The 21,986-nt window shown below is 71.2% G+C and carries 22 protein-coding genes and 2 riboswitches; of the genes, 16 read left to right on the top strand and 6 right to left on the bottom strand.

Annotated elements, in window-relative coordinates:
- Window positions 1–14: 14 nt before the first annotated feature.
- On the bottom strand, window positions 15–1,133 hold the full coding sequence (gcvT, locus tag BIV23_RS06300; protein ID WP_071379721.1) for a glycine cleavage system aminomethyltransferase GcvT: 1,119 nt from the start codon (window positions 1,131–1,133) through the stop codon (window positions 15–17).
- A 43-nt stretch (window positions 1,134–1,176) separates the two neighbouring features.
- Window positions 1,177–1,289: riboswitch (glycine riboswitch) on the bottom strand.
- Window positions 1,290–1,386, bottom strand: a riboswitch (glycine riboswitch).
- Between the two features lie 163 nt (window positions 1,387–1,549).
- Between gcvT and BIV23_RS06295 the strand changes: the two genes are divergently transcribed.
- The 9 genes from BIV23_RS06295 (at window position 1,550) to BIV23_RS45735 (ending at window position 11,555) form a co-directional block, all read left to right on the top strand.
- The gene (locus tag BIV23_RS06295) at window positions 1,550–2,194 is read left to right on the top strand and encodes an AAA family ATPase (protein WP_071379720.1); all 645 of its coding nucleotides are present in this window, start codon (window positions 1,550–1,552) and stop codon (window positions 2,192–2,194) included.
- A gap of 118 nt (window positions 2,195–2,312) precedes the next feature.
- On the top strand, window positions 2,313–3,104 hold the full coding sequence (locus BIV23_RS06290) for an enhanced serine sensitivity protein SseB (protein ID WP_071379719.1): 792 nt from the start codon (window positions 2,313–2,315) through the stop codon (window positions 3,102–3,104).
- Window positions 3,105–3,283: 179 nt separating this feature from the next.
- Window positions 3,284–4,129, top strand: coding sequence for an enhanced serine sensitivity protein SseB C-terminal domain-containing protein (locus tag BIV23_RS06285; protein WP_071379718.1), 846 nt, complete (start codon window positions 3,284–3,286; stop codon window positions 4,127–4,129).
- Between the two features lie 273 nt (window positions 4,130–4,402).
- Window positions 4,403–5,410: an ABC transporter permease gene (locus tag BIV23_RS06280; protein WP_071379717.1), complete on the top strand. Its 1,008-nt coding sequence runs from the start codon at window positions 4,403–4,405 to the stop codon at window positions 5,408–5,410.
- A gap of 71 nt (window positions 5,411–5,481) precedes the next feature.
- Window positions 5,482–7,269, top strand: coding sequence for an ABC transporter substrate-binding protein (locus tag BIV23_RS06275; protein WP_071379716.1), 1,788 nt, complete (start codon window positions 5,482–5,484; stop codon window positions 7,267–7,269).
- Between the two features lie 109 nt (window positions 7,270–7,378).
- Window positions 7,379–8,377 (top strand): ABC transporter permease, encoded by a 999-nt coding sequence (locus BIV23_RS06270; RefSeq protein WP_071379715.1) that lies wholly within the window; start codon window positions 7,379–7,381, stop codon window positions 8,375–8,377.
- The gene (locus BIV23_RS06265) at window positions 8,374–9,471 is read left to right on the top strand and encodes an ABC transporter ATP-binding protein (protein ID WP_071379714.1); all 1,098 of its coding nucleotides are present in this window, start codon (window positions 8,374–8,376) and stop codon (window positions 9,469–9,471) included. Before BIV23_RS06270 ends, BIV23_RS06265 begins: the two co-directional genes overlap by 4 nt.
- A gap of 47 nt (window positions 9,472–9,518) precedes the next feature.
- Window positions 9,519–10,805 carry an ABC transporter ATP-binding protein gene (locus BIV23_RS06260; RefSeq protein WP_071379778.1) on the top strand — a complete coding sequence of 429 codons (1,287 nt, stop codon included), beginning with the start codon at window positions 9,519–9,521 and terminating at the stop codon, window positions 10,803–10,805.
- Window positions 10,806–10,895: 90 nt separating this feature from the next.
- Window positions 10,896–11,555, top strand: a complete 660-nt coding sequence (locus BIV23_RS45735) for a trimeric intracellular cation channel family protein (protein WP_079172977.1) — start codon at window positions 10,896–10,898, stop codon at window positions 11,553–11,555.
- On the opposite strand, the gene BIV23_RS06250 is transcribed toward BIV23_RS45735, so the two are convergent.
- The gene (locus BIV23_RS06250; protein ID WP_071379712.1) at window positions 11,464–12,714 is read right to left on the bottom strand and encodes an alpha/beta hydrolase; all 1,251 of its coding nucleotides are present in this window, start codon (window positions 12,712–12,714) and stop codon (window positions 11,464–11,466) included. The two genes, BIV23_RS45735 and BIV23_RS06250, sit on opposite strands and share 92 nt — an antisense overlap.
- 162 nt (window positions 12,715–12,876) lie before the next feature.
- Here BIV23_RS06250 and BIV23_RS06245 point away from each other — a divergent pair, with 162 nt between their 5' ends.
- On the top strand, window positions 12,877–13,737 hold the full coding sequence (locus tag BIV23_RS06245) for a thioesterase family protein (RefSeq protein ID WP_071379711.1): 861 nt from the start codon (window positions 12,877–12,879) through the stop codon (window positions 13,735–13,737).
- 143 nt (window positions 13,738–13,880) lie between these two features.
- On the opposite strand, the gene BIV23_RS06240 is transcribed toward BIV23_RS06245, so the two are convergent.
- Window positions 13,881–14,504 (bottom strand): TIGR03086 family metal-binding protein, encoded by a 624-nt coding sequence (locus BIV23_RS06240; protein WP_071379710.1) that lies wholly within the window; start codon window positions 14,502–14,504, stop codon window positions 13,881–13,883.
- Between the two features lie 132 nt (window positions 14,505–14,636).
- Between BIV23_RS06240 and BIV23_RS06235 the strand changes: the two genes are divergently transcribed.
- Window positions 14,637–15,602, top strand: coding sequence for a helix-turn-helix transcriptional regulator (locus tag BIV23_RS06235; RefSeq protein ID WP_071379709.1), 966 nt, complete (start codon window positions 14,637–14,639; stop codon window positions 15,600–15,602).
- A gap of 478 nt (window positions 15,603–16,080) precedes the next feature.
- Here the strand turns inward: BIV23_RS06235 and BIV23_RS06230 are convergent, their stop codons facing one another.
- Window positions 16,081–16,707 (bottom strand): TetR family transcriptional regulator, encoded by a 627-nt coding sequence (locus tag BIV23_RS06230; protein ID WP_071379708.1) that lies wholly within the window; start codon window positions 16,705–16,707, stop codon window positions 16,081–16,083.
- Window positions 16,708–16,873: 166 nt separating this feature from the next.
- On the opposite strand from BIV23_RS06230, the gene BIV23_RS50155 reads away from it, so the two are divergent.
- From BIV23_RS50155 to mnmA, 4 genes are all read left to right on the top strand, one after another.
- Window positions 16,874–17,041 carry a hypothetical protein gene (locus BIV23_RS50155; protein ID WP_177239734.1) on the top strand — a complete coding sequence of 56 codons (168 nt, stop codon included), beginning with the start codon at window positions 16,874–16,876 and terminating at the stop codon, window positions 17,039–17,041.
- 33 nt (window positions 17,042–17,074) lie between these two features.
- Window positions 17,075–17,353, top strand: coding sequence for a DUF4190 domain-containing protein (locus BIV23_RS06225; RefSeq protein ID WP_071379707.1), 279 nt, complete (start codon window positions 17,075–17,077; stop codon window positions 17,351–17,353).
- Window positions 17,354–17,481: 128 nt separating this feature from the next.
- On the top strand, window positions 17,482–18,651 hold the full coding sequence (locus BIV23_RS06220) for a cysteine desulfurase family protein (RefSeq protein ID WP_071379706.1): 1,170 nt from the start codon (window positions 17,482–17,484) through the stop codon (window positions 18,649–18,651).
- Between the two features lie 397 nt (window positions 18,652–19,048).
- Window positions 19,049–20,173 carry a tRNA 2-thiouridine(34) synthase MnmA gene (gene mnmA, locus BIV23_RS06215; RefSeq protein WP_071379705.1) on the top strand — a complete coding sequence of 375 codons (1,125 nt, stop codon included), beginning with the start codon at window positions 19,049–19,051 and terminating at the stop codon, window positions 20,171–20,173.
- A 39-nt stretch (window positions 20,174–20,212) separates the two neighbouring features.
- Here mnmA and BIV23_RS06210 read toward each other — a convergent pair whose 3' ends face one another.
- Entirely contained in the window at window positions 20,213–20,995 is a 783-nt protein-coding gene (locus tag BIV23_RS06210; RefSeq protein ID WP_071379704.1) for an alpha/beta fold hydrolase, read from the bottom strand.
- A 62-nt stretch (window positions 20,996–21,057) separates the two neighbouring features.
- The gene (locus BIV23_RS06205; protein WP_071379703.1) at window positions 21,058–21,381 is read right to left on the bottom strand and encodes a DUF427 domain-containing protein; all 324 of its coding nucleotides are present in this window, start codon (window positions 21,379–21,381) and stop codon (window positions 21,058–21,060) included.
- A 73-nt stretch (window positions 21,382–21,454) separates the two neighbouring features.
- On the opposite strand from BIV23_RS06205, the gene BIV23_RS06200 reads away from it, so the two are divergent.
- A complete protein-coding gene (locus BIV23_RS06200) occupies window positions 21,455–21,985 on the top strand; it encodes an LOG family protein (RefSeq protein WP_071379702.1) in 531 nt (176 codons plus the stop codon).
- Window position 21,986: the final 1 nt, after the last annotated feature.

Here is a 21,986-nt window from a genome sequence, read left to right as displayed (position 1 = left end):
TCCGCGCCCAGTCTCTACTTCTGGCGCTTGTAGAACGGCAGCGCCACGACCTCGTACGGCTCGTGGCTGCCTCGGATGTCCACGCCGACGCCCTCGGTGCCGGACGCCGCGTGGGCCGCGTCGACGTAGGCCATGGCGATCGGCTTGCCCAGGGTGGGGGAGGGGGCGCCGGAGGTGACCTCGCCGATCACCCGGCCGCCGGCGACGACGGCGTACCCGGCGCGCGGGACGCGGCGGCCCTCGGCGATCAGCCCGACGAGCACCCGCGGAGGCTCGGAGGCGGCGCGCTCGGCGGCCTGCGCGAGCGCCTCGCGCCCGACAAAGTCGCCGTCCTTCTCGAACTTGACCACGCGGCCGAGACCGGCGTCGAAGGGGGTGAGCGAGGTGCTCAGCTCGTGCCCGTACAGCGGCATGCCCGCCTCCAGGCGCAGGGTGTCGCGGCAGGACAGGCCGCACGGGACCAGGCCGACGCCCTCGCCGGCCGCGGTCAGCGCCTGCCACAGCCGCACGGCGTGCTCGGGCTTCACGAACAGCTCGAAGCCGTCCTCGCCGGTGTAGCCGGTGCGGGCGATCAGGGCGGGGACACCGGCGACCGTGCCGGGCAGGCCGGCGTAGTACTTCAGACCGTCCAGGTCGGCGTCGGTGAGGGACTTCAGGATGCCGGGGGACTCCGGACCCTGGACGGCGATCAGCGCGTAGGCGTCCCGGTCGTCGCGGACCTCGGCGTCGAAGCCGGCGGCGCGCTCGGCGAGGGCGTCCAGCACCACCTGGGCGTTGGAGGCGTTGGCCACGACCATGTACTCGGTCTCGGCGAGCCGGTAGACGATCAGGTCGTCCAGGATGCCGCCGTCGGCCCGGCAGATCATGGTGTAGCGGGCGCGGCCGACACCGACGGAGGCGATGTTGCCGACCAGGGCGAAGTCCAGCAGGGCGGCGGCCTCGGCGCCGGTCACCGTGATCTCGCCCATGTGGGAGAGGTCGAACAGGCCTGCCCGGGTCCGCACCGCGAGGTGCTCGTCGCGCTCGGAGCCGTAGCGCAGGGGCATGTCCCAGCCGGCGAAGTCGGTCATCGTCGCACCGAGCGAGCGATGCACGGCATCGAGCGCGGTGTGACGGAGTTCAGTGCTGCTCATCGGTCGGTCGTCTCCCAGGACAGACAGGACGGGCGAGGAATGTTCCTCCCCATCTGTCATCGGAACCTGAGAGGTTCGCCAGGACCGCCACAGGGACGATCACGGCTTGCACCTTGGGTGGAGCCACTGTCGCAGCGGCCCGCTTTTCAGATGTGCCTCGCCCGCGCGGTAACGGGGCCTGAGAGATTCAAGGGAGGGACTTGCTCCTTCGGCGCCCCAGCGCAGCTGCTGGGGACTCTCCCGCGCGGATTCAAGCGGCCGGTATGCAGTTGGCGGCCACATCATCGCACGCCGAGCGGGCTTTTGTAACCGGTCTGTGGCAGCACGCGGACCGTACCGCCGACCTCGGTCCATTACCTTCCCTTTACGTTTCACGGGCAGAGCTGTTACTGAACCGACAGGGGAGGACCGACACGGTGAACAGGACCCCGGTGTACGCCACCGTCACCAGCGGCGTCGCGGTGCCGAAGCAGCGCGGCGCCCCGGTCCCGGTCGTCCGGGACCTGCGCGACCGGGCCGGCCGCAGCCCGCGCGCCCTGCTCTTCCGCGGCGAGGACCTGGTGGTGATCACGGGGCTGCCCGGCAGCGGCAAGTCCACGCTGATGCGCCGCGCGGTCCCCGGCCGCCGCATCGACTCCCAGGACACCCGCGACCGCTGGGCCGCCCGCCTGCCGGGCTTCCTCCCCTACGCGCTCTACCGCCCCCTGGTCCGCCTCGCCCACTACGCGGCCCTGCGCCGCGCCCTGCGTACCCGCGAGGGCGTCGTCGTGCACGACTGCGGCACCCAGAGCTGGGTGCGCGGCTGGCTCGCCCGCGAGGCCCGCCGCCGCGGCAACACCCTGCACCTGCTCCTGCTCGACGTCACCCCCGGCACGGCCCGCGAGGGCCAGCGCGAGCGCGGCCGGGGCGTCTCCCGCCACGCCTTCGCCCGCCACCGCCGTACGACGGCCCGGCTGCTCGCCGCCGTCGAGCGGGGCGCGCTGCCGGCGGGCGTCGGCTCGGCGACCCTGCTGGACCGCCCCGCGGCGGACACGCTGGGCCGGATCGTGTTCACCGGATGACGGGGGCCGGGCGAGCGGGAGGGAGGGAAGGCGATCGTGTTCCCACGGTGAGGGCACCGTCACGGCAACCCGCTAGCCTTCATGGTCACAGCAGTGGTTCCCAGCAGGCGGTAGGCAGATGGACTTCCCGGCGGACTTTCCCGCGGACTTCCCGGCACAGGCGCACCCCCACCCGCACGGCGGTTGGCCCGGCAACGAACTGGAGGAGGTGCTCGCGGCCTCCCTCGGCGTACCCACCGCGGCCGGCCGGATCATCGAGGTCCTCGGCCGCAGCTTCCTGTGGATCCCGCTGCCCAACGGCGGCGGCCCGGGCGGCGGCCCGCTGGACCTGCCCACACTGGAGATCGACGGCCAGGCCTATGTGCCCGTCTTCAGCTCGGAGGAGCAACTGCGCCAGGCGGTCGGCTCCCACATGGGGTACACCATCGCCCCGGCCGTCGAGTTCGCCCGGGGCCTGCCCGCGCAGGTCGGCCTCGCGGTGAACCCGGACGGGCTGGTCGGCATACCGCTGCCGCCGGCCGCCGTGGCCGAGCTGTGCCGCGCCGGCCGCACCCCCCTCGACGGCCCGGACACCGGCGGCCGGGTCCGCCTCTTCGAGCCCGACTGGCAGGACGACCCGGTCGACTTCCTCGCCGCCGCGTCCGCGGAGTTCGCCGAGACCGGCGTGGTCCGCACCGCTCGCCGCTGCCTGGCCGCCATCGAGACGGACGACCCGGTGATGTTCGTCGGCGTGGAACTCTCCCGGTGGGAGGGCGACCTGCGCACCCTCCCGATGGACGCCCTGGGCCGCGCCCTGGGCAGGGTCCCGGTCGCCTGGCCGGTCAGCCTGGTCCTCCTGGACGTGACGGACGACCCGGTGGCGGAATGGCTGCGGGGCCATGTGCGGCCCTTCTACCAGTACGGCCACTAGAAGCCGACGCGGGGCGGCCGACCCGGGGGCGCGAGGCCGTGTCCGATATGCGCCCCCGCCGCGCGGGCGCGAGGAACCCACCACGCACCCGCACCCGCGAACGGACCCGAGGCGGCACGCCGGTGGACGCTTAAGCTGTCTCCAAACACGGCGCACGGAAAACAGAAGGGCACGACAAGGTGAGCGCGAGCCACAGCGGCGGCCTCGGTAGCGTCGAACACACGCTGCGCCAGGTCACGCCCGGACGCTACGACGCCTACGAGGCCCTGCTGCGTGCCCTCGCCACCCCCTCCTCCGGCCAGGTCTGGATGCTGCTGTGGCACGGCCAGGCCGGCTCCCCGGACGCTCAGTACGGGACGATGGAGGTCGACGGCTTCCACTACGCCCCCTGCGTCACCTCCGCCCAGGAACTGTCGGCCAGCGGCTGGAACCGCTCGTACGAGGTCGTGGACGGGCTCGACGTGGCCCGCACCCTCTACCCGGACCACCACGGCCTCTGGGTCAACCCGCACGCCCGGGGCGGCGGCGTCGGCATCCCCTGGCTCGACCTGCGCCGCATCGCCACCGGCCTGGACCGCCAGCCCGCCGGCCCCCTCCGGCTCGACGAACCCGGCATCGAGGTCCCGCAGTTCTACGCCCTGCTCGCGCAGAACGCCCACCGCACCCCGGCCCTGCGCTCCCTGCGCCGCGCCTGGGTGCAGCCCGCGCTCGGGGCGCCGTACCTCGTGATCGGCCTGGACGTGTACGACACCTCCCCGGCCGCGGTCGACTCGGTGCGCGCGATGATGCAGCAGTCCGTCGGCGCGGTCCCCGAGGGCCTGCCGGTGTCGACGGTCGCGATGACCGACGACTACGACCCGGTCGTGATGTGGATGCGGGCCAACGCCCGCCCGTTCTACGACCGCGACGCCCACGCCGCCGTACCCCCGGCGCCCCCCCAGCCCCAGCCGCAGCTCCAGGCGCCGCCCCGGCCGCAGGCCCCGGCCCCCGGCTACGGCTATCCGCCGGTGCCCGGCGGCTACTGACCCCGCCGCCGACCTCTCCCCACGGCCGCCACGCCTCCCCGGCCGACCACCGCTCACCGTCCGCTTGCCGCGATTAACTGTCCGCATAACAGGAAACGCCTGCTTGCATCACGGTTACGCATCCATTCGCTGCCAAGGCTGGCGACTTGTCGCGCGAGCATTGAAGACTCCCCCTTCAAGGGGCTCGCCCCTGTGTGTACGACGGACTGAATGATGCCGCTACCAGCGGCAAGTGCGGGCCGGTTACCACCGGTTGAGAGGGGTCCCAGCCTAATGACGGCACCATTGCACGAGCCGGCCGCGGAAGCGGCGCCCGGTGCGGCCGAGGAAGCGGCGGTCGCCGCCGCCGACGCGAAGGCCGTTCAGGGCCGCTCCCTGGGACGGATCGCCTGGGAGCGCCTGAAGCGGGACAAACTCGCCCTGACGGGCGGCGTCGTGGTGCTGCTCCTCATCGTGATCGCGCTGCTCGCGCCCGTCATCACGAGCCTGCTCGGCCAGGACCCGGACGTCTACCACGAGAGCCTCATCGACCCGCTGTTCAGCACCCCCAAGGGATCGCTGGGCGGCATCAGCGGTGATCATCTGCTCGGCGTCGAGCCGGTCAACGGCCGCGACATCTTCGCGCGCATCCTGTACGGCGCCCGGATCTCGCTGCTCGTCGGCTTCCTGTCCGCCGTGGTCGCCGTCGTCATCGGCACCGTCCTCGGCATCCTGGCGGGCTTCTTCGGCGGCTGGGTGGACTCCCTGATCAGCCGCGTCATGGACGGCCTGCTCGCCTTCCCGCAGCTGCTGTTCATCATCGCGCTGGTCTCCGTCATGCCCAACGAGATGCTCGGGCTCAGCGGTACGGGCGTGCGTATCTTCGTGATGATCCTCGTCATCGGCTTCTTCGGCTGGCCGTACATCGGACGCGTGGTGCGCGGCCAGACCCTGTCGCTGCGCGAACGCGAATACGTCGAGGCGGCCCGCTCGCTCGGCGCCGGGCGGATCTACATCCTGTTCAAGGAGCTGCTGCCGAACCTCGTCGCGCCCATCATCGTGTACACGACGATGATGATCCCCACGAACATCCTCACCGAAGCGGCGCTCAGCTTCCTGGGCGTGGGCGTCAAGCCGCCCACCTCCTCCTGGGGACAGATGCTGTCGAGCGCGATCGACTACTACGACTCGGACCCCATGTACATGGTGATCCCGGGCGTGGCGATCTTCATCACGGTTCTTGCCTTCAACCTCTTCGGCGACGGCGTGCGGGACGCGCTCGACCCGAAGGGTTCCCGCTGAGGCGCCGTACCCCAAGCGTCCCGTGAGCTCTGCCACGGGGTCTCTCATCTAAATCCGGAGGATCCGAGATCGTGACTACCCAACGCACCTCAGGGCGGCGCAAGCAGGCCCTTGCCGCTGCCGCAGTGGTCGCCGGGCTGCTGACCACGGCGGCGTGCGGCGGAGGCAACGGCAGCGGCTCGAAGAACGGCGCCGCCGGCTTCGACGCGGCGAACAACAAGGTCGCCCAGGCCGATCAGGTCAAGAAGGGCGGCACGCTCAAGTTCGTCAGCACGCAGGACGCCGACTCGTGGGACACCACGCGTGGCTACTACGGCTTCATGTGGGACTTCTCCCGCTACTACAGCCGTCAGCTGCTGACCTACAAGACCGCGCCGGGCGCCACGGGTGCCCAGCTCACCCCGGACCTCGCCACGGACACGGGCAAGGTGACGGACGGCGGCAAGACCTACACGTTCACCCTGCGCCCCGGCATCACCTGGGAGGACGGCAAGCCGATCACCTCCCAGGACGTCAAGTACGGCATCGAGCGCTCCTGGGCGCAGGACGTGCTGTCCGGCGGTCCGGTCTACCTCCAGTCCATGCTGGACCCGAACAACACGTACAAGGGCCCGTACAAGGACACCTCCCAGGACCACCTGGGCCTGAAGGCCGTCGACACGCCCGACGCCAAGACGATCGTCTTCCACCTGCCGAAGCCCAACTCGGACTTCCTGCAGGTGCTCGCGATGGTCACGGCCTCCCCGGTCCGCCAGGACAAGGACACCAAGTCCAAGTACGGCCTGCACCCGTTCTCCTCCGGCCCGTACAAGTTCCAGTCGTACAGCCCGGGCAAGGGCCTGGTCCTGGTCCGCAACGACAAGTGGAACGCGTCCTCGGACCCGGTCCGCAAGGCGTACCCGGACGAGATCACGCTGGACATCTCCACCAACCAGACGGACTCCGACCAGCGTCTGATCAACGGCGACTACGACATCGACCTGTCCCAGACCGGCCTGGGCCCGCAGGGCCGCCAGATCGCCCTCAAGCAGAACAAGGACAACCTGGACAACCCGGTCCTCGGCTTCATCCGCTACGCGACCTTCCCGACGAGCGTGAAGCCGTTCGACAACATCCACTGCCGCAAGGCCGTGATCTACGCGGCCGACCACGTGTCGATCCAGACCGCGCGTGGCGGCCCCGTCGCCGGCGGTGACATCGGCACCAACATGCTCCCGCCGTCCGTCGCCGGTGGCGAGGGCCAGAAGTACGACCCGTACAACATCGCCGGTTCCGGCAAGAACGGCGACATCGCCAAGGCCAAGGACGAGCTGAAGCAGTGCGGCCAGCCGAACGGCTTCAGCACCACCATCGCCGTCCGCAACAACAAGTCGCAGGAAGTCGCGACCGCCGAGTCCATGCAGGCCTCGCTGAAGAAGGTCGGCATCAACGCCGACATCTACCAGTACGACGGCTCGCAGATCGCCGGCATCATCGGCAGCCCCTCGAACGTCGCGAAGAAGAAGCTCGGCATCGTGATCATGGGCTGGGGTCCGGACTTCCCGACCGTCCAGGGCTACGGCATCCCGCTGTGGGACAGCAAGTACATCCTGCAGAGCGGTAACAACAACTACGCCCTGATCAACGACAAGACGATCGACGGCCTCTTCGACCAGTACACCACCACGCTGGACGAGTCGCAGAAGACGCAGATCTCCACGGAGATCAACCACAAGGTGATGGAGGGCGCGTACTACCTGCCCTTCACCTTCGAGAAGGTGCTCAACTGGCGCTCGTCGCGGATCGGCAACGTCTACACGACGAACGCGTACAGCGGCTACTACGACTTCGTCAACATCGGTCTGAAGTCCTCGAAGTAAATCCGGCACACCCGCCGTACGGCACGAAAGGCAGGTGAAGGCCGGCGCGGCGAGCCGCGGGCCCTCCGGACGACCTCCGGGGCCCGCGGTCCGCGGCGGGCCGTAAGCTGTGCTCGCTTACCTCATCAGGCGGCTGTTCGCCGCCGCAGTGATGCTCGTGGTCATCGTCCTGGTGGTCTTCAGCATCTTCTTCCTCGTCCCCAAGTGGGCGGGCGTGGACATCGCCACGAGCTTCGTGGGCAAGCAGGCGGACCCGCACGCCGTCGAGGCGGTGCGCGAGAAGCTGGGTCTGAGCGACCCGATCTACGCGCAGGTCTGGCACTTCTTCAAGGGCATCTTCGTGGGCCGCACCTACGCGGCAGGCGGCGATGTCACCCACTGTGCCGCGCCGTGCTTCGGCTACTCGTTCCGCAGCGAGCAGGCCGTCTGGCCGGTGCTGACCGACCGCTTCCCGGTGACCCTGGGTCTCGCGCTCGGTGCCGCCGTGCTGTGGCTGGTCTTCGGTGTCGCCGCGGGTGTGCTCTCCGCCCTCAAGCGGGGCAGCCTGTGGGACCGCGGCGCGATGGTCGTCGCCCTCAGCGGTGTCTCCCTGCCGATCTACTTCACCGGCCTGCTCGCCTCGTCGATCTTCGTCTTCGGACTGCACTGGATGGACGGCAAGTACGTCTCCATCAGTGACAGCTTCACCGGGTGGCTCGGCGGCATGATCCTGCCCTGGGTCACGCTCGCCTTCCTGTACGCGGCGATGTACGCCCGTATCACCCGCGCCACGATGATGGAGGTCCTCGGCGAGGACTACATCCGCACCGCCCGGGCCAAGGGCCTCGCGGAGCAGGTCGTCATCGGCAAGCACGCCATGCGCTCCACCATGACCCCCATCCTGACCATGCTCGGCATGGACCTCGGCGCCCTCATCGGCGGCGCGATCCTGACCGAGACCACGTTCAGCATCCCCGGCCTCGGCCAGGCCGTGCTGACCGCCATCAAGAACCAGGACCTCCCCATCATCCTGGGCGTCACCCTGATCACCTCTCTCGCGGTGCTCGTCGCCAACCTCGTGGTGGACATCCTGTACGCCGTGATCGACCCCCGAGTGAGGCTGTCATGACCGAACTCAGCAAGACCGGAGCGGCCGTGGGCGAGCCCACCGCCGCCTCGCCCGCCCCGACCTCCTTCCTCGAAGTACGCGACCTGCGGGTGCACTTCCCGACCGACGACGGCCTGGTGAAGTCCGTCGACGGGCTCAGCTTCCAGCTGGAGAAGGGCAAGACCCTCGGCATCGTCGGCGAGTCGGGATCCGGCAAGTCGGTGACCTCGCTCGGCATCATGGGCCTGCACACCGCCGGCCAGTACGGCAAGCGCAAGGCGCAGATCTCCGGCGAGATCTGGCTGGACGGCACCGAGCTGCTGTCCGCCGACCCGGACGAGGTGCGCCGGCTGCGCGGCCGCCAGATGGCGATGATCTTCCAGGACCCGCTGTCCGCGCTGCACCCGTACTACACGATCGGGCAGCAGATCGTGGAGGCGTACCGGATCCACCACGACGTCGACAAGAAGACCGCGAAGAAGCGCGCGGTCGAGATGCTCGACCGGGTGGGCATCCCGCAGCCGGACAAGCGGGTGGACAACTACCCGCACGAGTTCTCCGGCGGTATGCGCCAGCGCGCCATGATCGCCATGTCGCTGGTGAACAACCCCGAGCTGCTGATCGCCGACGAGCCGACCACCGCGCTCGACGTGACGGTCCAGGCGCAGATCCTCGACCTGATCCGGGACGTGCAGAAGGAGTTCGGCTCCGCGGTCATCATCATCACCCACGACCTGGGCGTCGTCGCCGAACTGGCCGACGACCTCCTGGTGATGTACGGCGGCCGCTGCGTCGAACGCGGCCCGGCCGAGAAGGTGTTCTACGAGCCTCGCCACCCCTACACCTGGGGTCTGCTCGGCTCGATGCCGCGCCTCGACCGCGACCAGCAGGAGCGCCTGATCCCGGTCAAGGGCTCCCCGCCGTCCCTGATCAACGTCCCGTCCGGCTGCGCCTTCAACCCGCGCTGCCCGTACGCCGACGTGCCCAAGGACAACGTCACCCGCACGGTCCGCCCCGAACTCGCCGAGGTCGACAGCCGGCACTGGGCCGCCTGCCACATGACCGAGGAGCAGCGGGAGCGGATCTGGACCGAAGAGATTGCGCCGAAACTGTGAGTGACGAGAAGGCAGAGAAGGCAGAGCAGACCGAGCAGGCAGGGACGATTCCCCGGCAGGGCGAAGAGGGCGGCCGTGTCGCCGACGGCGAGGTGCTGCTGAAGGTCACCGGCCTGCAGAAGCACTTCCCGATCAAGAAGGGCCTGCTCCAGCGGCAGGTCGGGGCGGTGCACGCCGTCGACGGCATCGACTTCGAGGTCCGCGCCGGGGAAACCCTCGGCGTGGTCGGCGAGTCGGGCTGCGGCAAGTCCACCATGGGCCGGCTGATCACCCGGCTGCTCGAACCGACCGCCGGAAAGGTCGAGTTCGAGGGCAAGGACATCACGCACCTCGGTGTCACGGGCATGCGCCCGATGCGCCGCGACGTGCAGATGATCTTCCAGGACCCGTACTCCTCGCTGAACCCGCGCCACACCATCGGCACCATCGTCGGAGCCCCGTTCCGGCTCCAGGGGGTCGAGCCGGAGGGCGGGATCAAGAAGGAGGTGCAGCGGCTGCTGTCGGTGGTCGGCCTCAACCCCGAGCACTACAACCGCTACCCGCACGAGTTCTCCGGCGGTCAGCGCCAGCGCATCGGCATCGCCCGCGCGCTCGCCCTGAAGCCGAAGCTGGTCGTCGCCGACGAGCCGGTCTCCGCGCTGGACGTGTCGATCCAGGCCCAGGTCGTGAACCTCATGGACGACCTCCAGGAGGAACTGGGCCTGACGTACGTGATCATCGCGCACGACCTCTCGGTCGTCCGGCACGTCTCGGACCGGATCGCGGTCATGTACCTCGGCAAGATCGTCGAACTCGCCGACCGGGACCTGCTGTACAAGACGCCGATGCACCCGTACACCAAGGCGCTCATGTCCGCGGTGCCGATCCCGGACCCGAAGCGGAAGAACGCCAAGAGCGAGCGCATCCTGCTCAAGGGCGACGTCCCCTCGCCGATCTCCCCGCCGAGCGGCTGCCGGTTCCACACCCGGTGCTGGAAGGCCACGGAGATCTGCAGGACGACCGAGCCCCCGCTCGTGGAGCTGCGCCCGGGCCAGCGCGTCGCCTGCCACCACCCCGAGAACTTCGAGGACCAGGCGCCGCAGGACACCGTCCTGCTGACGGCCGCGAAGGAGGCCGCCGAGCTGGTCGCCGACGAGGTGCTGGCCGAGTCGGCCCAGACCTCGGAGGCGCTGGCCACGGCGGTCGCCGACGGCGAGGTGGGCTCCGAGGAGGCCACCGGGACGACCGAGAGCGCCGAGAGTGCCGAGAGCGCGGAAAGCGCCGACGGCGCCGACAGCGGCGAGTCCGAGGAGTCGGCCGAGGAGTCGGCCGAAGGCGGCCCGACCGACAAGTAAGGACGCCTGAGTAAGAAAGGCTCACAGGGATGTCACCCTGTGAGCCTTTCTTTGTAAGGTTCATGCGCCCTGGCAGGCGAGAATGTCCGGGTGCAGCTCCAGCCTCTCTTCAGTCCCTCCGTCCAGCACACCCTGGATGTCGTCGGCATCTTCGTGTTCGCGATCTCCGGTGCGCTGCTGGCCGTCCGGAAGAACTTCGACGTGTTCGGCATCGGCGTCCTCGCCGAGGTCACCGCGCTGGGCGGGGGGCTGTTCCGCGACCTGATCATCGGGGCCGTACCGCCGGCCGCCTTCACGGACCTCGGGTACTTCGTGACCCCGCTGCTCGCCGCGCTCGTCGTCTTCTTCCTGCATCCGCACGTGGAGCGGATCCAGATGGCGGTGCTCGTCTTCGACGCGGCCGGCCTCGGCCTGTTCTGCGTCACCGGCACGACGAAGGCGTACAGCTACGGCCTCAACCTGACCGCGTCGGCGACGCTGGGCCTCGCGACCGCCGTCGGCGGCGGCGTCCTGCGGGACGTGCTGGCCAACGAGGTGCCGTCACTGCTGCGCTGGGACCGCGACCTCTACGCGGTCCCAGCGATCGTCGGCGCCACGATGGTGGTGCTGTGCATCCATTACGGCGTGCTGAACCCCTTCACCAGCGGGCTCGCGGTCGTCACGGCTTTCGTGCTCCGCCTGCTCGCGATGCGCTACCACTGGCGAGCTCCGCGCGCCTGGAACCGCCGCTCGACGGTGTCAGAGGACTGAGCGGGCTCGCCGTGCGGGTGTGCTGGGGGGTGCCGCCGTGGCCCGTCATCTCCATGGTCAACCACTCGAAGACCGTCGGTACCTGGGGCCGCCACAGCGCCATCGAGTGCCCGCCCATGCTGCGCGGCAGGAACACCACCTTCACGTACGTCGGCGGCTTCGCGATCTGTTCCAGTGCCACACCGGCCTGGTAGCCGTCGCCGTTCTCGCCGGAGATGTACAGGGCGATCCTCGGCGGGGTGCGGTAGTTCTTCAGGATGTAGTAGGGGTTGTTGGCCCGCCGCAGCTCCTCGCTCCCCGCGGCCAGCGAGTTGCGCTCGCCGATCGGGTCGTTGTAGCCGGAGAGGCTGATGGCGGCCCGGTAGCGGTCGGGGTGGGCGACGGCCAGCTTGGCCGCGCAGTGGGCGCCGGCCGAGTAGCCGGCCGCGGCCCAGCCGTCCGGCGCGGACTGGGCACGGAAGTTGTCCGTGATCATCTTCGGTACGTCGATGCTCAGCCAGGTGTCCGCGTTCACCGTGCCGGGGATGTTGGCGCAGCCGGTGTCGATCTTGGCGATCAGGTTGGTGCGCGGGGCCACCAGGATGAAGGGGGCGACCTGGCCGCTCTTCATGAGCGGTTCCAGCTGCTCGTGCGCCTTCATCGACCCGAACCAGGCCTTCGCCGAGCCCGGGTAGCCCGACAGCAGCTCGACGACCGGGAACTTCTTGTTCTTGTAGGCCGGGTCGTCGTACTGCGGCGGCAGCCAGACGTAGACCTCCGCGCTCACGCCCGACACCCGGCCCTTGAGCTGGGTGACCTTGACCCCGCCGGCCGCGTGCATACCGGGACCGTCGGCCTGGGTGAACTTCTGCTGCACCTTGGGCAGCTTCTTGTACGCGATGCCGCCGGTGCCGTCGGCGCCGAGGTTCGCGGCCTGCTGCACATGGTTGCCCGTGCCGAGCAGGTCGGCCCAGTTGTCGTAGAGGTTGTTGGAGTTGTTGACCAGTACGAAGACGAGGGTGATGGCGGTGCCCTGGGCGAAGAGCAGCATCAGTACGCGGGCCGCGGCGCGCAGGGCCTTGGGCCCGCGCACCCGCGACCAGAAGGCGAGCGGCAGTATCAGTGCAACCACGGCCAGCACGATGGTCGTGTAGAGGAACGGAGTCCCGGTGAGGCTCATGTCCCCATAGAGGGGAATCAGGGGCCGGGGGTTGTGGACGTCTCCGGGCGCTTACCGAGAAATTGCCCGAAGCTCACCCGGATGGCCGACAGGGAAACGGCGCACAGACGCCTCTTCCCAGAAAAGCTACCGCTTAGTAGTTTTCTGTTGTACCGTTCACCCATGCCAGAAGGAGCCTCCGCACCTGCCGTGCCCGCCGTGATCGGCGACAGCGAGTTCGACCGCGACACCGCCGTCACCCGGCGTGCGCCCGGGGTCTACGACATCGACCTCTCGGCCGGCTGGACCATCATCAGCGCCGTCAACGGCGGCTACCTGCTGGCCGTGCTCGGCCGGGCCCTCGCCGACACCCTGCCGCACCCGGACCCCTTCACCATCACCGCGCACTACCTGACCGCCTCGCACCCCGGCCCGGCGGTCGTCCGCACCGAGACGGTGCGCACCGGCCGCACGCTCTCCACCGGCCAGGCCTCCCTCTACCAGTACGACGACCACGGCAACGAGGTCGAACGCATCCGCGTGCTCGCCTCCTACGGCGACCTCGCCGACCTCCCCGACGACGTCCGTACGACGGCGGCACCGCCCGCCATCCCGCCGCTGGAGCGGTGCTTCGGCGCCGAGGACGGACCTGCCCCCGTCGAGGGCAGCTCGGCGATCGCCGACCGGCTGATGCTCAGGCTGGACCCGTCGACTCTCGGCTGGGCCCTGGGCGCCCCCTCCGGCAAGGGGGAGATGCGTGCCTGGTTCGGCCTGGCCGACGGCCGCGACGCGGACCCCCTCTCGCTGCTGCTGGCCGTGGACGCGCTGCCGCCGACCGCCTTCGAGATCGGCCTGAAGGGCTGGGTCCCCACCGTGGAACTCACGGTCCATGTGCGCCACCGCCCGGCCCCCGGCCCGCTGCGGATCTCCATCACCACCCGCAACCTGGCCGGCGGCTTCCTGGAGGAGGACGCCGAGGTCTGGGACAGCGAGGACCGCCTGGTCGCCCAGTCCCGCCAGCTCGCCCGCGTCCGGCTGGGCTGAGCGGCGCGACCACGTGCGGTGTCGGCGGCGGCCGGTCGCCCCGGCCTCTCGGACCGGGACCGGTGGCCGACCGCGGCTTCTCGCGCACATGCGCCCTCCCGGGGCGGTGGTGCTTCGGCGGGGCGCAGACGTGGCCCGTGGTGTCAGGACCGGCCGAGCGGCTCGCGGCCCAGCCAGGCGGCCAGTTCCTCGTAGGGGCCGGCGCCGCCGAGGGCCGGGCGGCGGGTGTGGAAGGGGGGCCTGCGGTCGGCGGCGTAGGGGGACACGACGTCGCGGGGGCGGGAGTCGGGCAGCACCGCGCGGGCGGTGGCGAGCGCGAATTCGGCCAGCTCCGGGTCGAGCCGACAAGGACGGCCGAGGCCCTCGGCGAGGTCCCAGGTGTGGGTGACGATCTCCATCACATAGCCCGCGAGCGCCGCGTGACCCGGCACCTCGCCCCAGGGCACGCGCGCGGGCGTCGTCATCCGCTCGTCGCTCTCCCAGGCCTTGAGCACGCGGATCCTGACCTCGTCGTAGGCCGCCGCCCAGCCGTCGTCCCCGACGCCTTCGAGCGCAGGGACGACCGCGAGCCCGTCGCCGCCCTCGCCGACCACCGCGATACGCAGGGTGCCGCCGACGATGTGGCCGAGCAGGGCGCGTACGTCGTACTCGCTGCACGGCGTCGGACGGGTCAGGTCGGCGGGCCGTACGGACTCGATCAGCGCGGCCGCCTGCTCGGTGGCGCGGGCGTAGACGGGGCGGGGGTCGGTGAAGCCGGTGCCGGTCATGGGGGTTCCTCTTCCTCGGGGTTGCCGCGGCCGGTGCGGCCGCGTGCCGTTCGGTGAACCGAGCTTCCCCCGATAACCTGACAGAAACCGTCAACATTTGCGTCTCGCCGGACCGCGCTGCACGCTGACCGCGTGAAGTCCGACCGGCTGCTGTCGATCCTGCTGCTCCTCCAGACCCGGGGACGGGTCCCCGCGCGCGAACTCGCCGACCGGCTGGAGGTGTCGGTCCGCACCGTCTACCGCGACATCGAGGCGCTGTCGGCCTCCGGCGTCCCGGTGTACGCCGAGCGCGGCCGGCACGGCGGCATCGAACTCCTCGCCGGTTTCCGCACCGACGTCACCGGGCTGACCGCCGACGAGTCCCGCGCCCTGTTCGTCCTCGCCGCCCAGGGCGCCCACGCGGCGCTCGGCCTCGACGCGGCCCTCGGCTCGGCCCTGCGCAAGGTGATGGCCGCGCTCCCGGCGCCGCACCGGCCCGCCGCCGAGGTGACCAGCCGGCGCATCCTGGTCGACGCCACCCGCTGGCGCGGCGGACCCCGGCGGGCGGCGGACCTGGCCGCCCTCCAGGACGCGGTCTTCTCCGACCGGCGGCTGCGCCTGCGCTACCGGCACAGCGGGGAGCGGGAGCCGCGGACGTACACCGTGGACCCGTACGGACTGGTCGCCAAGGCCGGGGTCTGGTACCTGGTCGCCGACCGGCGCGGCCGCCCGCAGCTGTTCCGGGCCGACCGGGTGCGCTCGGCCCGGCTCCTCGACGACCCCGTGCGGCGCCGGTCCGGGGTCGAACTCGCCGACGTCTGGGAGGTGTTGCGCCGCCAGGTGGAGGAGCGGGACGGCGGGATCGAGATCACCGCACGGGTGCGGCGGGCCCGGCTGGATCTGTTCCGGCGGGTCGCGGCCGCCGAGCTGACCGCCGAGCCCGACGACGACGGCACGGGGGAGTGGGTCACGGTCCGGCTCCGGTACCCGGAGCTGCGCGCGGTGCGCCAACTCCTCGCCTTCTCCGACCAGGTGGAGGTCCTCGACCCGCCCGAGGCGCGCGCGGAGCTGCTGGGCGGCGCCCGCCGTGTCACGGCCCTGTACCAGCAGGGCCCCTGACCCGGGATTGACAGCCGGCGGACAGGAGGGGCCCAAGTGCCGCCGAGGCGGCGTTGGTTGAGTGCGGCTCTCAGGAAATCCTCGTCCTCACCGGAGCTGGTTCTCGTGAAGCGTGCCCGTCTCGCCCCCGCCCTGCCGGCGCTCTCCCCGCTGCTGCCGGCCGCGTGCGGTGCGGGCGACTCGTCGTCCTCGTCGTCCTCCGGCGGTGGCAACTCCGGCGGGCAGCAGGCCTGCACGGCGCCGTCCGGCATGCCCGGCGCCGGCGGCTCCCGCCGACCGGGAAGCCGACGGGCGCCGCCTCGGGCAGGCCGGGCGGTGGACCCGGCGGCCGGGGCGGGCCCGGTGGCGGCCCGGGCGGCGGCTGCGGCGGCCCGGGCAGCGGGCGGAGCGGGGGCGGGGCCCGGCAGGGCTGACGGCCGTACGGCGGCGGGGACGGCGCGCATCGGGCGTGCCGTCCCCGCCGTTCGTGTGCGTCCGCTCAGTCGAGCCAGTGGCTGCGGCCGACGGTGATGAGCCGCAGCTGGCGCCGGGCGAGCCGGGTGACCCGCTGCCGCTCCTCGGCCGGAGCCTCCTGCGCCTCCAGGAACAGGGAGGCGGTGATGAGCATCTGGTCGACGTAGAGGTGCGCGAGCATGAGCAGGTCGTCGTCGTTCCAGCCCGCGGCCTGCGGGTCCTTGGCCAGCTCGGCCTTCACCTCCTCGGCGAACCGCTCCAGCTGGGCCCGGATGGCCTCGCGCACCGGCTGGACCCCGCCGTGCCGCTCGCGCGCGATGAAGCGGACGTGCGCGGGGTGGGTGTCCACGTGGTGCGAGATCAAGTCGATGGCGCGGACGATCCGCTCCTCGCTGCCGCCCGCCGTCGACACCGTCGTCCGCACCATCGGGTGCAGACTGCCCAGCGCCTCGTCGACCAGCGCCACCCCGAGGTCGGCGGTCGAGCGGAAGTGCCGGTAGAAGGCGGTCGGGGCGACACCGACGGCACGGGTGACCTCGCGCAGACCCAGGCTGCTCAGGCTCTGCTCCTCCAGCAGTGCGAGCGCGGCGTCGAGGAACGCCTGCCGGGTCTTCTGTTTCTGCGCCTGCCGGATGCCGAGGGTGTGACTCATGTCATCCAGTTAACAACTGTTCTCTGGAATTGGAAAGCCGCGGGAGGCGCTAGACTCTAAGTCAGTGAACAACTGTAACTACAACTGTTCACCCAAACTTCACACCGGCCCCACGCCGGCCCGGACCGGGCCGACGCGAGGCATCCCGGAGGGGGGATCTGATCCCATGTTGTTCCTCGTCGCCGCACTCATGCTCTTCGGCGTCGTGCTGGGCACCGTCGCCCACGCACCGCTGACCGTCACCGCCCTCATCGCCGCCGTCATCGCCGTCTGGCTCGGCGTCTTCGCGATCCGCGAGCGCATCGGCCGCCGGCGCGGCACACAGGCCAACTGACCGTCCGCCACGACTTCCTGGAGCTTGAGCATCATGCAACTCACCGCACCGGTCACGAGCGGCACCGACACCCGGCGGGGACCGCGCGACGCCGACGGCATGGCCGTGGCGTCCTTCATCCTCGGCCTGCTGGGCCTGCTCGTCCTCAACATCTTCCTCGGCCCGATCGCCGTCGCCCTGGCCGCGGTCTCCCTGTGGCGGGGCACCGTCCGCCGCGGCCGCGCCTGGCTGGGCCTCGCCCTGGGCATCGCGGACCTGGTGGTCCTGGTCCTGTCGATGCAGCTGAGCCACACGGTGTCCTGGAGCCTGTAGACCCCGGAGCCCGGAGGGGGACGACGGCCTGGAGCGCCGGGCGCCTCGATCCCGAGCCGGGGTGCTCGCACGGCTTGGCGCATCCGGGGCCGAGGCGGACCGACGGGGGCCCGTAGAATCAGGGCACCATGGCTTACCTCGACCACGCCGCGACAACCCCCATGCTCCCGGAGGCGGCAGAGGCACTCACCGCCCAGCTGAGCATCACGGGCAACGCCTCCTCCCTGCACGCGGCCGGCCGCCGGGCCCGCCGTACCGTCGAGGAGTCCCGCGAAACCCTCGCGGAAGCGCTGGGCGCCCGCCCCAGCGAGGTCGTCTTCACCTCGGGCGGCACCGAGGCCGACAACCTCGCCGTCAAGGGCCTGTACTGGTCCCGCCGCGCCGCCGACCCGGCCCGCACCCGGGTGCTGTCCAGCCCCGTCGAGCACCACGCCGTCCTCGACGCCGTGCACTGGCTCGGCGAACACGAGGGCGCGACGGTCGAGTACCTCCCCGTCGACTCCTACGGCCGTGTCCACCCCGAGGCGCTGCGCGAGGCCATCGCCCGCAACCCCGACGACGTCGCCCTGGTGACGGTGATGTGGGCCAACAACGAGATCGGCACGATCCTGCCGATCCGTGAACTCGCCGACGTCACCGCCGAGTTCGGCATCCCGCTGCACTCCGACGCGGTCCAGGCCTTCGGTCAGGTCCCGCTGGACTTCGCCGCCTCCGGCCTCGCCGCGATGACCGTCTCCGGCCACAAGGTCGGCGGCCCGTACGGCATCGGCGCGCTGCTGCTCGGCCGCGAGCACACCCCCGTGCCCGTCCTGCACGGCGGCGGCCAGGAGCGCCACGTCCGCTCCGGCACCCTCGACGTCCCCGTCATCGCCTCCTTCGCCGTCGCCGGCCGGCTCGCCGCCGAGCGGCGCGAGGAGTTCGCCCGCGAGGTCGGCGCGCTGCGCGACCGACTGGTCGAGGCCGTGCGCGACGCCGTACCGGACGCGATCCTCGGCGGCGACCCGGCACCCGAGGGGCGGCTTCCGGCCAACGCCCACTTCACGTTCCCCGGCTGCGAGGGCGACTCCCTGCTGCTTCTGCTGGACGCCCAGGGCATCGAGTGCTCCACCGGCTCCGCCTGCACCGCGGGCGTCGCCCAGCCCAGCCATGTGCTCCTGGCCACCGGCACCGATCCGGAGCTGGCGCGCGGCACCCTGCGCTTCTCCCTCGGGCACACCTCGACCGAGGCGGACGTGAAGGCGGTGGCCAAGGCGATCGGCCCGGCGGTGGAGCGGGCACGCGCCGCGGGCCTGAGCTGAGAATCCGCGGGCCCGGGCTGAGAATCCGCGGGCCCGAGCCGGGAGGTCGCATCGGCGCCGGGGCGTTGCGCACCGGCGCCGGGACATGAAGCGACCTACGAGGCGGGTTCCCTTCGCCGGTATTGTCCGGATCAGGTAGCTGGGGGTCGCCTTCCGGTCCAGTCCTTGCGACCTTCCGGCCTCTCAGCCCGAGCGTCGACGTCGGCACCAGCGGAGATCTCGTACCTCTCGGTGAAGGGAGATCCTGTATCTCTCGCTGAAGTCGGCTACTCCGCTTGGACTCCCTCACTCGTCTCGTAGGCCTACTTCCAGGATAAATCGGTCCGAATCGCACGCAAGGGGTCTGGGCCTTGATTTTTTACGGACCTCCTCCCGGGCCCCGTACCCTGGAGGGGCTATGACTGAGACCCCGCAGCGCCCCCTCCGTGTCCTCGCCGCCATGTCCGGCGGGGTCGACTCCGCCGTCGCCGCCGCGCGCGCCGCGGAAGCCGGGCACGACGTCACCGGCGTCCACCTCGCGCTCTCCGCGAACCCGCAGTCCTTCCGCACCGGCGCGCGGGGCTGTTGCACCATCGAGGACTCACGCGACGCCCGCCGCGCGGCCGACGTCATCGGCATCCCCTTCTACGTCTGGGACCTCGCCGACCGCTTCCGCGAGGACGTCGTCGAGGACTTCATCGCCGAGTACGAGGCCGGCCGCACCCCCAACCCGTGCCTGCGCTGCAACGAGAAGATCAAGTTCGCCGCGCTGCTCGACAAGGCGCTCGCCCTCGGCTTCGACGCCGTCTGCACCGGTCACTACGCGAAGGTGGTCGTGGGCGAGGACGGCAACCGCGAGCTGCACCGCGCCTCCGACATGGCCAAGGACCAGTCGTACGTCCTCGGTGTGCTGGACGAGAAGCAGCTCGCCCACGCACTGTTCCCGCTCGGCGACACAGTCACCACCAAGGACGAGATCCGCGCCGAGGCCGAGCGCCGGGGCCTCGCCGTCGCCAGGAAGCCCGACTCGCACGACATCTGCTTCATCGCCGACGGAGACACCCAGGGCTTCCTCGCCGGACGGCTGGGCAAGGCCGAGGGCGACATCGTCGACGAGTCCGGCACCAGGCTGGGCACCCACGAGGGCGCGTACGGCTTCACGATCGGCCAGCGCAAGGGCCTGCGGATCGGCACGCCCGCCCCCGACGGCAAGCCGCGCTACGTCCTCGACATCTCCCCGGTGACCAACACGGTCACCGTCGGCCCGGCCGCCGCCCTGGACGTGGTGGGCCTGACCGCGATCAAGCCCCGCTGGTGCGGCACCGCGCCCACCGGCCCCGGCACCTACACCGCCCAGCTGCGCGCGCACGGCGGCGAGACCGAGGCCACCGCCGAGCCGGTCGACGGCGAGCTGCGCGTCACCTTCACCGAGCCGGTCCGCGGCGTCGCCCCCGGCCAGGCGATCGTCCTGTACGACGGCACGCGCGTGGTGGGCTCGGCGACGATCGCGACGACCACGCGCGCGACGGCCGGCGCGCTGTAGCTCTCCGTACCACGCCTCCTTCGGCCTGGGACGGCACACCTAGGCCGTGAAGTAGTCCGCCAGCACCGGCCCCAGCACCTCCGGCTCCACCATGTGGGTCTGGCCCTCCAGGACCCGGTGGGAGCCCTGGGGCACGGTCCCGGCGACGGCGAGGGACGCCTCGCGCATCCAGGCCGGACTCGCGCCGCCCGCGACGGACAGCACGGGCACGGAGATCGCGGCGAGCTCCTGCCGGGGGAGCAGCCCGTCGCCCATGACCGCGTCGTCGTACGCGAGACTCGGCGCGACGGCCTCCATGCCGGCCCACATCGGTGAGTTGCGGGCGCCCCGGATCATCTCCTCGCCAAGGCCCGCCAGCCGCAGGAACAGCTCCACCGCGTCCCCGCGCCGGCCGGCCGCGAGCGCCTCGGTCAGGGCCCGCTTGTACGCGGCCTCCTGCTCGGCCCCGCCCTGGAGGAAGTCGGCGTACGGCACCTCGTACACGGCCACCCGGCGCACCGGCAGCCCGCTCGCCGCCGCCCGGAGCACCAGCGCGCCGCCCGAGGAGACCCCGAACAGCGCGGCGTCCCCGCCGACCGCGTCGATCAGCGCGGCCAGGTCCTCGACCTCGCGCGCGACCGCGTACGGCGGCGTGTCGTCGCTCGCCCCGCGGCCCCGGCGGTCGTAGACCACGGCCGTGCAGCGGTCCGCGAGCCGCGCGGCCAGGGGCGCCACAGTGCCCCCGGTGGACATCGCGCCGCTCACCAGGATCACGACGGGCCCCTGGCCGGTCACTTCGTACGCGAGCGCGGTACCGTCGCGTGACGTCGTCTTCTTGTCCATGCCGGTGCAGACTGCCGCACCGGCCGGTACTCATCGCTCACGACACGTCGGTGCCGCGCAGATCATGACACTTCGGGCTCGTAGAAGCAGTAGTGGTCCTTGATGGCGGCCACGTCCGGCCTGGGGTCCGGGTACGCCCAGACCAGGTCCGGCGCGTCGGCCAGCGACCAGTAGGACGCCGTGCCCTTGAAGGGGCAGACGGTGTGGGTGTCGGAGGGGGTCAGCAGGTCGAGGCGTACGTCCTCGGCGGGGATGTAGTACCGCGGGGGACAGCCCGTCTCGCGCAGCACCAGGGGTCGGTCGGTCTCCGCGAGCACCAGGTCCGCGTGCACCACGCGCACGTGCCGCTCGCCCTGCTCGATGGTGATGGTGTGTCCTTCGGCCATATCCGTTCAGCACCGCCGGGCACCCGGTTCTTCCCGGGCACGGCCCGCGATCGGCCCGCGTACGGTAGGGGCCATGAACATCTGTGTCTTCCTGTCCGCCGCCGACCTCGACGAGCGGTACACGCGCCCCGCGCGCGAGTTCGCGGAACTGCTCGGCAGGGCCGGCCACACCCTGGTCTGGGGCGGTTCCGACGTCGGCCTGATGAAGGTCGTCGCCGACGGTGTGCAGGAGGCGGGCGGCAGGCTGCTGGGCGTCTCCGTGGAGTTCCTGGCGAACAAGGCGCGGCCCGGCGCCGACGAGATGGTCATCGCCCCCGACCTCGCCGAGCGCAAGCGGCTGCTGCTGGAGAAGGCGGACGCCGTGGTGATCATGGTGGGCGGCACCGGCACGCTGGACGAGGCCACCGAGATCCTGGAGCTGAAGAAGCACGGCCGCACCGACAAGCCGGTCGTCCTGCTGAACACCGAGGGCTTCTACGACGGTCTGCAGACGCAGTTCCGCCGCATGGAGGCCGAGGGCTTCCTGCCGCGGCCGCTGGCCGAGCTGATGTTCTTCGCCGACGAGCCGGCCGCCGCGCTGGCCCACCTGGAGTCCGCGACATGAG

Source organism: Streptomyces monashensis (assembly GCF_001866665.1).
GTDB classification, from domain to species: domain Bacteria; phylum Actinomycetota; class Actinomycetes; order Streptomycetales; family Streptomycetaceae; genus Streptomyces; species Streptomyces monashensis.
Note: the sequence above shows the minus strand (reverse complement) of the source record. Positions and strands in the feature narration are given on the sequence as shown.